This is a genomic window from Oleiphilus messinensis, assembly GCF_002162375.1.
In the GTDB taxonomy this organism is placed as follows: Bacteria; Pseudomonadota; Gammaproteobacteria; order Pseudomonadales; family Oleiphilaceae; genus Oleiphilus; species Oleiphilus messinensis.
The window spans coordinates 3,024,388-3,040,613 of sequence record NZ_CP021425.1 but is presented as its reverse complement, the minus strand read 5'-3'; the positions used below and the strand labels follow the sequence as shown (position 1 = coordinate 3,040,613).

At 48.5% G+C, this 16,226-nt stretch carries 2 protein-coding genes; both read left to right on the top strand.

Annotation, left to right across the window (positions count from 1 at the left end):
• Positions 1 to 36: 36 nt before the first annotated feature.
• Positions 37 to 11,379, top strand: a complete 11,343-nt coding sequence (locus OLMES_RS13215; protein ID WP_087461695.1) for a hybrid non-ribosomal peptide synthetase/type I polyketide synthase — start codon at positions 37 to 39, stop codon at positions 11,377 to 11,379.
• Between the two features lie 115 nt (positions 11,380 to 11,494).
• The gene (locus OLMES_RS13210) at positions 11,495 to 16,219 is read left to right on the top strand and encodes a type I polyketide synthase (RefSeq protein ID WP_198343327.1); all 4,725 of its coding nucleotides are present in this window, start codon (positions 11,495 to 11,497) and stop codon (positions 16,217 to 16,219) included.
• Positions 16,220 to 16,226 lie beyond the last annotated feature (7 nt).

Genomic DNA, 16,226 nt, shown 5'->3' with positions numbered 1-16,226 from the left:
CCTGAATCAATAAAACAATAAAAAGACGATACTCCCATGGATAAGCAAGCCGGAATGCTGCCGTTTTACACAACTATTGTTGACTGCCTGGAAACAAGAGCACGGGAAACACCTGAGAAGCTGGCCTTTCAGTTCTTGCCTGACGGCACTTCACTCTCCTATTTTCAACTACAGCAAAACGCGGCGGCCCTCGCAGAAGAGCTGCTTGATCAAGGCCGCGCGGGAGATCGAGTACTGTTGTTGTTTCAACCGGGCCTTGAGTTCATTATCGCCTACATGGGGTGTCTATATGCGGGGATGGTTGCGGTACCCATGCATCCCCCCAAAAAGAACCATCACTCGAAACGAAGCCATACCGCCGAGAGACTGGCTGTCGTGGTAGATGATGCGCAAAGTCACCTTATTCTTGCAAATCCTGAGATTGTTGACCATCACGCGGATGATTTGTCTTTCACAGAAGCTGGCCTGAAAACATGCTGGTTACCGGTCTCGGTTTCCGAACGAGCGCACTCAGACTACAAACCCTCAACTAAATCATCTGATCTGGCATTTTTGCAGTACACATCAGGTTCAACCTCCAAACCGAAAGGGGTGATGGTCAGTCATAACAATCTGATTCTAAATCTGGATGAGTTATACCGCTGTTTTGAACATGATGATCAATCAATTATGGTGAGTTGGCTGCCTCATTTTCATGATCTCGGTTTGATCTATGGCATACTCGTGCCTCTCTACGGCGGAACACCTTGTTATTTGATGGCACCAGCAACCTTTGTGAGAAACCCGGTGTACTGGCTGGAAACCATCAGCAAATACGAAGCGACCCACAGTGCAGCCCCCAATTTTGCTTACCAACTCTGTGTTGATGCCGTCAGTGATGACAACATACAGCACCTCGATCTCAAACAGTGGCGAATGGCATGTAATGCTGCAGAGCCTGTCCGAGTAGACACGCTCCGTGCCTTCAGCAACAAGTTTGCTTCAGCGGGGTTCCAAAGCACTACATTTTCCCCCAGCTATGGTTTAGCTGAAGCGACGGTCAAAGTGTCTATCACTCGGGGAGCTGATGAGCCACACATCCTGTACGTTAGCAAATCTGCGCTGGCACAGGGTCGAATCGAATTGTTCGCCACTCCGGACGAACGCGCTACGCCGATCATCGGCTGTGGGCGGGTTGATTCAGATACAAAAAGCGTAATTGTCGACCCTGCGACATGCAAACCCTGCGCATCACTCACCGTAGGTGAAGTGTGGGTACAAGGCCCATCCGTCGCATCAGGCTATTGGCGAAACGAACAAGCGACTCGCGATACATTCAACGCGTATCTATCAAGTGAAACGTCTGATGCGCTCAATGCGAATGATACGGTTAATCGCACGAATTCAGAAAAGCCTTTTCTGCGCACAGGAGATCTAGGTTTCATTCTGGATGGCGAATTATACCTCACGGGTCGATTGAAAGATCTGATTATCATAGATGGTGTCAACTTATATCCTCAAGATATAGAAACAACCGTCACCAGCAGTTCAGATCTGTTTAGTAACGACAACGCCGCTGCCTTTTCTGTTAACCGTAACGGTGAAGAAAAATTAGTAGTGATGCAGGAGATCCATAAAACCGTTGACCTTGAAACTGTCGACAAAGGCAAAATTACGCAACTGCTTGGTAAAATTCGCACAGAAATATTCGAACAACATGAAGTCGCCGTAAATGCAATTGTCCTGTTGCCGCCTTACAGCATACGTAAAACCACAAGTGGTAAAATCCAGAGACAGGCCAATAAAACGGCGTTTGAGGCACAACAGATTGCACCGGTTTACCTGTGGTGTTCCCCGGAAATGACTTCACCGGGCGAACCAGATCAGGGGCAAAGACTCCCGGAAACGGATGCGCTCAAAGCCACGCTCTATGAACAGGTGCGTCAGCTTATTTCAGCAGAAACTGGCCAAATACTGAATCAGATAGACAAAAACGCAACCTTTGCCGATTTTGGACTCAGTTCAAAACGTATTGTTTTAATAATTGCCAAACTCGAAACACTCCTTTCCATTACCTTACCACAGACCCTGCCCTACGACGCGCCTTCGATTGATGCCTTTATTAACCATATCCAAAACCTTCTGGATCCGGGAAAGCCAGACCGCACAAGTCAGCATTACCCACCCAATGATGAGTTCATCCAACAAAAAGCCCATATCCCGCCCGCTACTGAAAATGATATCGCGATCATCGGGATTGGCTGCCGATTTCCAGAATCAGACTCGCCGGATGTGCTTTGGGAGAACCTGATAAACGGCGTTGATTGTGTTTCAGAAGTTCCACAGGAACGCTGGGATATCAACGCTTATTATGCCGAAGAACCCCAAACCCCAGGCAAAACCAACTCTCGTTGGGGAGGCTTCCTCAAGGATATTGAAAAATTCGATGCCCGGTTTTTTGGCATATCTGTGCTCGAAGCAGAAACAGTCGACCCACACCAACGCCTGTTGATGGAAGTGGCGTGGGAAACATTCGAAAACGCGAAAATCGTTCCCTCAAATCTTGCCGGGACTTCAACGGGTGTGTTTATCGGACTGAGTAACACTGAATTCCAAAGATTGGCGTTTCAGGATGAATCGAAATTAAAAACCCACACGAGCACAGGTAGCTCACCCAGCGTGGCTGCAGGGAGGCTTTCCTATCTATGGGATTTACGAGGGCCGGCACTTACTATTGATACAGCTTGCTCCTCGTCACTTGTAGCGGTTCATCAGGCCTGTGAATCACTACGGCGAGGTGAATCGACGCTTGCCCTGGCTGGCGGGGTCAATCTTCTGCTTTCCCCTGCCGGTTCAATCAGTCTTTCCTGGGGGAACATGTTATCACCCAGAGGGCGATGCCACAGCTTCGACGCCAATGCTGATGGCTATGTCAGGAGTGAGGGTTGTGGTCTGGTCTTGCTCAAACCACTAACAGCAGCATTGGCAGATGGAAACACAATCCATGCAATCATCAAAGGCTCATCCGTGAATCAGGATGGACACAGCAGTGGATTGACTGCCCCGAACGGTCTTGCTCAACAGGCGTTGATCAAACAGGCGACAGCCCTGGCCGGTATTTCACCCGCTGAAATTCAGTATGTCGAAACCCATGGAACCGGTACACCTTTGGGGGACCCCGTTGAAATCAACTCACTCGTGAACACATTGAAAGCTGGTCGATCCGAGCATCAGGGGTGCGTATTCGGTTCGGTCAAAAGTGCAATAGGTCATCTTGAGGCCGCTGCGGGTATTGCGGGGTTGATTAAAACTGTGTTGTGCATGCAACATGAATACATACCGGCCAATCTACATTTTAGACAGTTAAACCCCGGGATAAATCTGCACGATTCACGATTCACCATCGCGGATCAATCAAAAAAATGGCATTCGCCTCGATATGCCGGGGTAAGCTCCTTCGGATTCAGCGGAACCAATGCCCACGTCATCCTGCAAAATCCCCGGATTAACAGCAAATACTCAGAATATGCCAAGACCACAGTAACAACACCAACACCGAATCAAGTATCGCAACAGGAAAGGTCAACGATTCTGGCGATCAGTGCAAAATCTGAAAGCGCCCTGTCAGACCTGATAAGCGGTCATGCAAGCATCATTGCTCAGCTAATTAACCGAACCCCATCTTTAGCGCTCACCAATCAAAGATGGGCTGACTACTGTTTCACGAACAATACTTCACGTGCCGGATTTTCCTGCCGCTGCACAATCGTCAGTCACAGTTTTCAGAACGCTTTGAGTCAACTACAAGCACTACGCGATCAACGGCAAGTACGGGAGGAGAATCAGGCTCAGGTTTCGATGATTGCCCCCCAGATGAATCAGCGCCCTGTCGTTTGGTTGTTCAGTGGTCAAGGTGCACAATATTCAGGGATGATGCGATCGCTGTACCATGCCTATCCGGTCTTTAAAGACACCATTGACCAATGCGCCAAAATTGCCGATGCCCATCCTGATCTTTACGCTCTCAACGGGGCACCCTTCGTTGACACGCTTTTCAGTATCGAGACGGATCTGAGCCAAACAAAATTTACCCAGCCAGCACTCTACGCTTGTGAAGTTGCATTGGCCAAACTATGGCAATCGCTCGGTATTCAGCCACAACTCGTTTTAGGGCATAGTCTTGGAGAATTCAGTGCCGCCTGTATCGCCGGTTTCTTCACACTTGAACAAGGCATGCAATTGGTGCTTGAAAGAGGACGCCTGATGCAGGCCCAGCCTGCCGGCGAAATGCTGGCGGTTTTATCCGACCGAAATCAGATCGCACAGCTCATTGATCAACACCCTGATTCAGAAGAATTAAAGACAATTTCACTCGCCGCTGACAATGCCCCTAATGCTCTGGTCTACAGCGGTTCACAAACGGTGATGGATAAATTACACCGTATACTCAATGATGCAGGTATTCCTAATCGCGCTCTTGCGGTATCCCATGCCTTCCATAATCCGGCAATGCAGCCAGTCGTTGAACCCTTTGCGCTCAAACTGTCCGAACTTAAGACTGGTGACGCCCCCAGAGATCAATCGTCAACAATAAAATACCCGACTTTAGTTTCCAATGTAACTGCCAACGCCTTCAACGATACTGAGAAATTGATCAGTATCGAATATTGGAAGCAACACACCCTCGGTACGGTTGAATTCCGAAAATCAATTGAGTTTGTATTGAGCAGCCTTGAACCTAAAAAAGAAGACAGTCTTGAACCTAAAAAAGAAAACAGCCTTGAACCCGGAAAAATAGACAGCCGTAATACAAATACAACTCCAGTCTTCATGGAAATCGGCCCCGGGAATACTCTGACTCAGCTGGCAAAAAAATGCGCGAAAAATTGGTCAGATACAAGGTTAAATTTAGATACACAGTTAAATTCAGATACAACGTCAAATAAAGGAGAATGCCAGCGGGTCATTTTATTTTCGGGCATAAAAGCACCAGCTGTGACCGATGCAGACAACCAACATTCAAGAATACCTCGAGCGGAATTGACCTCGTTTCTAACGAACGTCGCCCAATTGTGGGAACAAGGATTCCAGGTTAATTGGCAGTGTTTTCCAGGCAACCCGCTTGATCATCGCTACTCCCTACCCACATACCCCTGGCAACGCAAACGCTATTGGCCAGATTCTCAACCGGGAGCGTTGCAGACATCAAATCCGGTCCGCTCTCAAGCCCAAGTCGGGCAGTCAATATTATTGGGAGCTATGCAGACCATTGCTGGTTCAGGTCAGCATTCCGCTTTTATGGTCTACAGCAACGCACTCAACCCGGAACACCATCGATACCTGCAAGGCCACAAAATTCATGGGCAATGCATTTTCCCCGGTGCCGCATTTATTGAGATGGCGCTGATTGCGGCAACGAAATTAAAGTATGACAACTTCGAGACCAGCAATGACATCTTGATCTGTTTAAATGCACAGTTTAAACGCCCTATTCTTCTCGATTCTGAGTCGGTAACGTTGCAAACTCATGTCCAATCGAGTGCGCCACCCAATGCATCAGGTGATCAAGATTATACTTTGAGTATATTCAGTCACCGGCAAACACCCAATCCCGGAGACCCAATTAACGATAACCGTTGGCTGGAGCACGCCCAAATGTCGATTCAACGGCATTCCGCTCCAACGGTCATCAAAAAACATTCAGGGATTCCAAGCTCACTAGACCTGAACCGATACCCACAAACCATCACCGGAAAACAGTTCTATGAGCAGTGGGCATACCGGGGTAATCAATGGACCGGTGATTTCCAGAGTATCGAACAACTCTGGGTTAACAAACAAGACTGCTGGGGAAAAATCAAGTTTTCGCCTAAAGAAAAAGCCCCTGATGCCTTCCTGTTTCATCCGGGGCTTCTGGATGCTTGTGCTCAATGCCTGGCACCGCTTGCTCCAACTGGAGCCGGGGCATTTGTGGGTCATTCCCTTGAAAAATTAACGTTGTGGAAACGACCCTCGGGTGGCCATTTCTGGGTTCATAGTAGACTTGAGCGTCCGATAGACGGCACAGACCAAACAGTGTCAGGTACGATACTGAAAGGAACCCTTGAGGTTTACGATGATCAGGATGGGCTAATAGCGCAACTTGAGGGACTCACCATTCAATTTATCGGTGTTGAACAGGCTGCGAACGCGCCTCTGGAACACTTGAATGGTCACTCGAAGCCGGACAACGAATCGAGTCTTTCTACATTTATTGAGACCTGGCAAGATTTTCACCCTCCGAACAACATTGACCAAACCGATCCGCTCAATGAGCCTCTCAAGATCGCAATCTTCCCAATTCCCGACGACCTACCGTTAACTCCATTGGCACTTGGTGCACTCAATACCGAAACAGCACCAGATCAAGTCCGCTGTATCAACCCAGACACAGCGGATCAAGAAATAGGTTTTAGTCAGCTCCTTGTGCCATTGGATTTCTCAGCGGTTGAGGAATCGGCAACGGGTCTGGCACCCACGTTAAACGCTTTGAGCCTATTGCTTACTCGTATCAATCAATATAAATCCGGAACCAATACGCGAAAAATCTGGCTGATTATCAAATCCGATGCAACCACAATGGACCGGGCGCTTCTCGCGTTTACCCGTGCTTTTAGCGCAGAGCATCCAGACATCTGGGGCGGAATTGTGCTAGTAAAAGAGTATTTTGATGCCTCATCACTCTCCAGTATTTTTGATTTGATAGCATACCGAGAAAGCGAGAGCCCATCGGTAACCGCACTCAATCAATATTTGTTCAATTCGGGCATTTTCAAGACACCTGCAATTGAGCAAATTATCCCTGATCTTAAAGACAATACTCAGGGTAACCTGCCCGTCAAAGGCTCGGGAGTGTATTTGATCACAGGGGGTCTTGGCGGGTTGGGATTAGTCTGGGCTGACTGGCTGGCCAAACAAGGTGCCAAGCGCATCGTTTTGCTGGGCCGGACACCATTACCGGATCGCAGAGATTGGCCCGCCTTACTTGAATCCGCAGCACCTGAACTGAAAAAAGAGCGAGAAGCAATCAACACCATCCTCACCCTTGAAGAAAACGGGGTAAGTATCACGGTTCAATCAGTGGATGTGGGTAATTACACAGCATTCAGCCAATGGCTTGAATTGTGGCACAAGACTCATCCTGCGATAAGGGGTGTCATCCATGCCGCAGGGGTGGCAACGCCTTGTGATGTAGAAGCGATATCAGAACAATTCTTATACGAACAGTTAGCTGCCAAAATAGACGGGGTTCGCGCGCTTGCTGATTTTAAAGCAGAAGATTCTTTTGATTTTCTGCTTTTGTTTTCTTCTGTTTCTGCGCTTTTACCCTCACCCCATCTCTCCGCGTACGCTGCGGCTAATGCCTGGCTATCCGGTTTTGCCGAGTCCCGGGAGAACACACTTTCCGTGCAATGGGGCGCGTTCTCAGATCGGGGTATGCTTGCCCATATCAACAACACCGGACTCAATTCACTAAGTGCAGCTCGACTCACGCACTTACTTTGGCAACGCAGCCAGGGAGACAGTAGCCGCCGGGTAATGACCGTCGTCGGTGAATCAGCAAGCCTTTTCCAAGCTCAGCTTCAATCTGCGCCATCATTTGAGCAGGTTGTCATTGCAACCGAGAGTTCGACCAATTTTGGCGAAAGGTTACGCAGCCAGACCTTCGATAAAAATGGTTCCGAAGAAAATATAAAAGACCGAATATTCAATATATTAGAACCACTACTTAATGTAGACTCAAAATCAATCAATGAAACAGTCTCATTAATCGACTTGGGCCTCGACTCGTTGCTAGCAGTAGAACTCAGAGCCAAAATTCAAAATATTTATAATGTATCCATTCCGATGGTTTCGCTTTTAAAAGGCATAACTATCAGAGAATTAGCACTGGATATTGAAAATCTACTTAAGATAGAGAGCCACCCTTCCCCTGCACTTGAGGCTACGATCACCGCTTCTTTGGATGCTCCATACGCGCTAGCCTACAATCAACAAGCGCAGTGGTTTATCCATCAGTTACAGCCGGCAAGCTCCGCCTACCATGTGTCCTTTGCAGCCCGGTTTTCTTTTGATAGTCAGGCACACGGGTTAGCCCGTAAACTTGAATCAACACTGTCTTTGATTATTAACCAACACCCAGTCCTGAAAAACGGCTTCTTCGTTGATTCAGATTCGGAAGAACCATTGCAGCGTCCTCAGCACTCGGACATGCCAATACCGTTTACGCTAAGCGAAGTGAACGATCAGTCCGAAGACCCGCATAGCAGTCAGGAAATGCTCAGAAATACGGTCGTCGAGTGTTATCAAGCACCATTCGACCTTGAAAAGCCACCATTAATACGCGCCCACTGGATCTACGAAAAAAGTAAATCCGAACAAGGTATTCTGCTTCTGGTTGCACATCATATCGTGTGCGACGGATGGTCACTTTGGTACCTGATTGAAGAACTCAAACGTCATCTCGGCGGATCGGTGGACAAAGAAGCGAAGCCAGAAGAGGAGTTAACAGCTTATCCGCTTTTTGTCGAGCAACAGCGCCAATATATTGCCAGCCAAAAAGGTACTGATCTGGCTGAATACTGGGCAAACAAAGGGTATGGGAAGCTCGAGCCCCTTAATTTACCGGTAATGCGCTCGAACCGGGGCGCCCCCTCACCCGATGGTAAAGCCTTTCATACCAGTTTACCCGACTTATTGAATAAACAATTAAGAGCACAGGCACAACGCTGTGGGGTCACGCTGTTTTCGCTCATGCTGTCGGCTTACCATGTCCTGCTGCATAAAGTCTGTCGACAGGAACAGGTGCTCGTAGGCACCCCAATTCACGGTCGATTTGACTCTCGATTCCTTGGTACCGTGGGTAATTTCGTCAATCTCGTACCCGTCGAAAGTCGGTTCAGGGCTGAAGCTACAGTGCGGGAATATGTTCAAGCGCAACACGCCGTTACATTGGATAATCTGGATCACGGAGAGTACCCCCTCACACTGATTATTGAACAAAGCGGCGCATTACGAACAGACACCCAAAATACATTTATTCAGACCAGTTTTATCATGCAAAAACCTCCCGGGGATGCAGAACTCATAAAACTGTTCATGGAATCGGAAGAGCATGCACCGGAATTGCTTTGGGGTGATGTCAAACTGAGCCCTTACCTTTTACCCCAACAAATGGGACAGTTTCCACTCGCCATGGAAATCGCAGATTCAGAGACAAACCTGAATCTGTTTCTTAAATACGACAATCACCTTTTCTCGGCATTTCAGATTAGCCAATTGGCTTTTGCTTACGTCGAAATCCTGAATCAGTTCGCCTGTCAACCTGATAAACCTCTCTCCGAGGTGGCTCTACACGCCCCAAAAAGCGAGCTTGATTCTTTCAACCCGAAGAACAAAGTAGCGGTGAATCAGGAACCGGTCAGCCTGGTTTCCCGAATTATCAAACAGGCAGAACGTCACCCCAATAGACCTGCAGTATCAGATGGCCAAACTTCTCTAACCTACTCAGAACTCGTGAGAAAGGCTCACATTATTGCTTCAGAGATACAGACTGCCCTTGAAAATGCTCCCCTGCAAAACCAGAGTCATCTTCAAAACCGGGGGCATCGTATTGGCATATGCGCACGACGCACTACGGATATGATTTGTGGCATGCTGGGTATTCTCTTCAGCGGCAACAGCTATCTGCCACTGGATGCTCTACAACCTGTTCAGCGCCTGAAGTATCAGTTGAATGACTCGGGAGCTCGCCTCCTTATCCTGGACAAACAGCTCGACAGCTACGCGCGTATAAACGAACACCTGGACGAATTTTTTTCTTTAGATCTTAACCACCAGTCAAACCCACTCGATCATTCTCTGGACGGGTACGTCAGCACTGTTGACTATGAAAAGATCGCACCGGATGCGATAGCCTATGTGATCTACACCTCAGGAACTACGGGCAAACCCAAAGGTGTGCCTGTGCAACACAGCCAGGTTATTCACCTCGTCGATGCATTGGCAAAGGAAATCTATTCAACCTTGAACGGCCCACAGCGGGTTGCGCTTATCGCAAACACGGTTTTTGACGCATCAGTACAACAGATATTCTCTTCATTGGTCTACGGTCACCACCTGTTTGTTGTACCCGAAATGGCGAGACAGGATATGCATCAACTCGCTGAGTTCCTGGCACAACACGAGATCACCGTTACGGATTGCACACCCAGTCTGTTGCAACAGCTTATCGCCGTTAAACCGAACTTGAGTTCAGTCGCAGCGCTAATCGTCGGTGGTGAACAGTTTCCGGTTGAACTTGCACAATACGTGCAGTCCAATAATCCGCAGTTGCAAATATTCAATGTTTACGGGCCAACCGAGTGCTGCGTCGACGCCGCACTCGCGGCCCCTGGCTCGGCGGATCTGGAAAAACTTGATCGTACCCGCGCACTCCCCATTGGCCAGCCGCTCGGCCAGACAGAACTGTTTATTGTTGACCCTTGGTATCAGCCTGTCGGGCCCGGAATTCAAGGCGAGATTCTCATTGCTGGTCCCGGCGTATCGGCAGGTTACCTTAACCGCGCTGAGTTATCTGAACGTAACTTCCTTAACCTGCCCAACCTGAGTGATTCAAAAGTGTATCGTACCGGCGACATCGGTTACCGATTAGCCAATGGTGATATTCAACTGATCGGCAGAGAGGATAGCCAGGTTAAAGTCAGAGGCTACAGAATTGAGCTCGGCGAAATCGAGAGTTGTTTGAAACACCATGACAACGTGATGGATTGCGCCGTAATTGTCCGGAAAAGTCTGCAGCAAATCATCGCCTTTGTGGTGCTGAAGAATACCAGCCTACCCGCTCCAGACTTTGTTAAAAGTCAGATCATTGCGGAACTAAAATCTCTCGCGACAGCTGTGCTCACGGACTACATGCAACCGAATCTGATACAAGTTGTTGATCATATCCCGCTGACCAGTAGCGGCAAGCTTGATAACCGGTTACTCGAAAGCTGGTCAGTTGATCAGACGGCTGATGCAGTGCAATCACTCACGCCATTAGAGTCACAAATTGCAAAAATCTGGTGTAGTGCGCTTGGTCTTCAAAGTATTGGCCGACAAGACAACTTTTTTGATCTTGGCGGACACTCTCTGTTGCTCTCTAAAGTCCAACTGGGGATTACCAGAGCCACGGGTAAAGACATTGCCATGGTAGACCTCTTTGCCAACCCGACCCTTGGACAAATGGCCTCGTTACTCAAACAGGAAAATACATCGGAATCCGTGACGCCTGTAAATTCAGTCGAGACCAATAAACGTTCAAGGCCAAACAGATTAAGCGACCGGCGCAATCGGCGGAGACAAACGCCAACCGCGTAAACAATCACCGTTTAAACAATCTCCGTCATAACTTAACTATTCATAAAAATCAATATCGGACTCAACACTGGCCCGAACAATAACAACAAGCATGGAAACGACGAAAGTGGAAGGAATGGCAACAAGCGGAACTCAAGAACCCAGAAATCAGGCATCGGACAACGGACAAGACATCGCGGTCATTGCAATCGCATGCCGCTTTCCCGGAGCAAATAGTCCTGCTGCTTTCTGGGAAAATTTAAGTTCAGGTATAGAAAGCGTAGAAGCGCTGAGCAACCTTGAATTGGACGAGGCCGGAATCAGCGAGGCTGAATACAGCCATCCTGATTATGTCCGCCGTACCGCTCGCCTGAAAAATATCTATGCCTTCGATCACAACCTTTTCCGGTTCACCGGCAAAGAAGCCAAAACACTGGATCCACAGCATCGTTTGCTGCTTGAGTGCGCCTGGGAAGCCATGGAAGCCTCAGGCCTGGCCCCCGGACAGTCTGATACACTCCCCAAAACCGGTATTTTTGCAGGATGCGGGCTCGGAAACTATTTCCACAAACGCGTGTTGCCGGTTACGGATACACGGAATACTGCCGATTTATATCAAGCCGTATTACTGAATGATAAAGACTTCCTGGCCTCACGTATTGCTTACAAGCTGGGCCTGACGGGTCCCGCTGTCGCCGTACAAACAGCGTGCTCTACCTCACTGGTCGCCGTTCATACTGCGTGCCAAAGCCTGCTAAGTGGAGATTGTGACCTCGCATTGGCCGGAGGCGTTTCCCTCCAGATACCACAGGAGACCGGATTTCGCTTTCAATCCGGGATGATATTGTCGCCCAATGGTCGCTGTGCTCCCTTTGACAAATCCGCTAACGGCACAGTGATCGGAAGTGGTGCCGGGATCGTCGTGCTGAAACGACTTGAAGATGCGCTTGAAGATGGCGATGACATTCAAGCCGTAATCAAAAGCACGGCCATCAATAATGACGGTGCTGACAAAATGGGTTTCACAGCCCCCAGTGTCCAAGGACAAACTGATGTCATACTGGATGCTCAAGAGCTTGCCGGAATACAGCCCGAAGACATCAGCTATATCGAAACCCATGGTACCGGAACCGCGTTGGGCGATCCTATCGAAATCAAAGCGCTGAATCAGTGTTTCGCCGGTGTTTCTGAAAAGTGCTACATCGGGTCGGTCAAAGCCAACATTGGCCACCTTGACGCCGCATCAGGCATTGCGGGTCTGATTAAAACGATCCTGTGTCTCAAACACAAAGCCTTGCCGCCCACTTTGCATTACACTGAGGCAAACCCGGAGATTCCATTTGCCCAGGGGCCGTTTGAAGTGGTATCTCGCTTACGCAATTGGGATGTCGAAGGTCAAGCAGCACGAATCGCTGCGGTCAGTTCGTTTGGTATGGGTGGAACAAATGCCCATGCCATACTCCAAGAGGCTCCGTCAGCATTAGATTCTGAAACGTTATCTAATCCTGCAAAAGACGCTGAATTTAAAACAAAATCAAGTCATGCACCTGCCCTCTTGCAAATCAGTGCTGCAACACAAGACGCCTGTCTGCACTATGCCCGCGATTTACTGCATTTCATCGAAAGACAGCCTAAGTTATCTATTCATGACATTGCAAACTCACTCCGGCGAAAAGCACCTCTGCCATTTCGTGCGACTCTGATTGCGCATACTCGGGAAGATGCGCTCTCACAACTGAGCCAACTTAATCCGGATCACATCGAAAAAGTTACTGAATCGCCGCTCTCAATACGCTTCCTGTTTCCGGGCCAAGGCTGCCAAACACTGGCGATGGGGACAATGCTCTATGCCAATTGCCAAACCTTTCGCGAAACCGTTGACCAATGCCTGAAAATCCTTCCGCATCATGTCAGCCAGTTTCTAAACAATCTGCTGAACAAGCGCAATATTGAATCTGTCAGCCAAAATCTGGATCAAACCGAATTTACTCAACCCGCGCTATTTGTAGTCGAATATGCGCTCGCAATGCAACTCTCGGCATGGGGCGTCCAGCCCGACGCCCTGGCGGGACACAGCTTGGGCGAATATGTTGCTGCCTGTTTCAGTGAAGCACTTACATTGCGAGATGCGCTAACACTGGTTTCGGAACGAGCGCGCCTGATGCAAAGTATGCCCTCTGGCGAGATGCTTCTGGTTGCCCTGGATGAGCAAAGCTGTAAGCAACTCCTGCAGGAAGCGGCGCAAGGCGCCTCCCTGGACATCGCGGTGCTTAATCACGACCGAGGCACTGTTCTGGCCGGTTCTGCAGAGTGCATACAACAGTTTGAGTGTATTTTAACGTCACGCCGTATTTCCGCTAAAAAACTTGCCACCTCGCATGCCTTCCATTCCCGATCGATGGCGGGTGTTCTGGATGCGTTCTCATCTCTATTCGATCAGGTCACAATCGCTGAACCACAAATTGCCTTGCAGGCTAATCTTACCGGTAACTGGCACACAACCGATTCGATTTGTGATCCACAATACTGGTGTATGCATTTGCGCAACACCGTACGTTTTGCCGACAATCTCGCATCACTGGATAAAAGCCAGCCGGACTCGATACCCATCTATATTGAAGTCGGACCAGGTCGAGGGTTGAGTCATTGCGCAAGGCGCATAGTCAATAATTCCGCCGTTGTAATTTCATCACTGGGTTCAAACAACCCGGATAACGAAATAAATAATCTCCTACTTTTGTTGGCGAAACTCTGGCAAATGGGATATGACATTGACTGGCGTGCATACGAGCACGACGTCAGTAACGCAAATTTAACTCGTCCCATTGCACTCCCACCTTACCCATTTGAACCCCATCACCATGAGCTCAAGCCAGTTCTCGATCAGCGTCAAAACACTATCAATACTGACAGAACGGGTCATTTAGATAATAAACGCCTGCTCGAACGAAAACCTATCGATCACTGGCTTTATGAATGTGATTGGCAAAGGGGCAATCGAATTGTAGCGAAAGCTGGAAAAACCAAGTTATCGAGTCATTCCTGTGTGCTATTGCTCGCACAGCAACCTTCGAGTGCAATAGTTGATGCACTTGCCTTGAGTTTCGAGCATGTGATCGTTATCGCGACATCTACGATTTCCATTTTTGGCCAAGACGAAACTGATCACTTTGAAGTCAGATTCGACCCCTGTACTGAAATAGACCAGATTTACCTATTACTCCAAGAGCGCGGCTATAATCCTGCTCATGTAGTGCTCCAAAGCCAACATTCAGAAAATGCATTGCCCCCGGTTTCCTTGAGTATTCTATTGGCGCGTTTAGACCAGCTAAAGACCGGTATAACTCCGACCATTTTGGTGATTACCGAATGCGCCTTTGAAGTCACGGGCGAGGAAAACCTTGGGTATGAGACCCTCGACGCCAACCCAGCGTTACTCAACGGTATTATCGCCGGCGCTCCGCACAATTATCCCAATCTTTGCGTATGTCAGCTGGATGTAGAATCATGGGATGTGATCGATTCAAGCGTGGCAGCAAACTGTTTTCTTAATCTACTGGATAAGCCATCGCCGCGTATCTCTGCGCTGCGTGGCAAATTTCTCTGGCAACCACTTTGGTCTCAAGCCGCTCAGATAAAATCACAACCTCCTGTCACAGCATCCGTTTCCGCGACTCAGACTGGGACTAAAGCACAGTACTGTCAGGTCTACTTGATAACCGGTGGGTTTGGAAAAATCGCCTTAGCACTGACTGAACAGCTGATTAAAACCCCCGGTGTATGCGTTTTACTCGCTCACCGCTCCAAACCATCAGAAGATGTATCGAAACAGTTACGAAAACTGTCATCAATAACATTTTCACCAGACACAGAAGTATTCGATCCAGATCTGCATCGGGTATTAACTGCGGAAGTTGATACTTGCTCATTGTTCGGGATGAAACAACTGATTGAAAGGACTGTGAGACGATTCGGACACATTAATTCAATCATTCATGCTGCAGCGGACATGCAGCGCGTACTGCAAAGACAATATCAGTCAGTACAACATCTCACTAATCGAGCGACCGAAGTCGCAGAGCTAAAAGCGGACTTTGATGCTTTGTTCCATAGCAAAGTCAAAGGGGCTGAGGTCATCGCCGAAGCAATCCGAAATCAGCCAGTGCACCAGGTTATCTGTATGTCGTCTCTCGCCAGCATTCTTGGTGGTTATCAACTCGATATGTACGCAGCAGTGAACAGCGCACTCGACCATTATATTGCCCACCTGGCCAAGGAGCACGGGGCACAATGGTTATCCATTAATTGGGACGCCTGGGATTTCCCCGACACGCATTCCAACTTTGACAAATCGTCAATTGCGACCAATGCTATAAGAGTCCCTGAAGGGCAAGCGCTGTTCCAATCAATTCTGGAGAGGCCGAATACGGTTCAGATCGCCGTTTCCACTCAAGATTTGATGGCACGACTTTCCCTGAATGAAAAATCAGGCGTCAAGAACACATCCTCTGTGCACAATACACACGGAAAAGAGAATAACAATGCACACTACGAGCCTATTGATCAAACCGAACCCCGTACCGAATACGCCTTGCCATCTTACCAGGCGACATCCGAAGAAGAAGTCATTGTAGCGTCCATTTTCAACGATGTATTGGCAGTCAGCATCAAGCATGGAACTGAAGACTTTTTTAATCTGGGTGGCGACTCTTTGATGGCAACTCAAGTCATTTCCCGTATTCGGGAACAAACTGGAATTACGTTATCTGTGGCCCAGTTTTTTAAAGCGCCCACCATAATCGCGTTAGCTAAAGTGCTAGGTGATCATAAGCCACAGGCACGTATCGAAATAGAAATATAGGGAATTG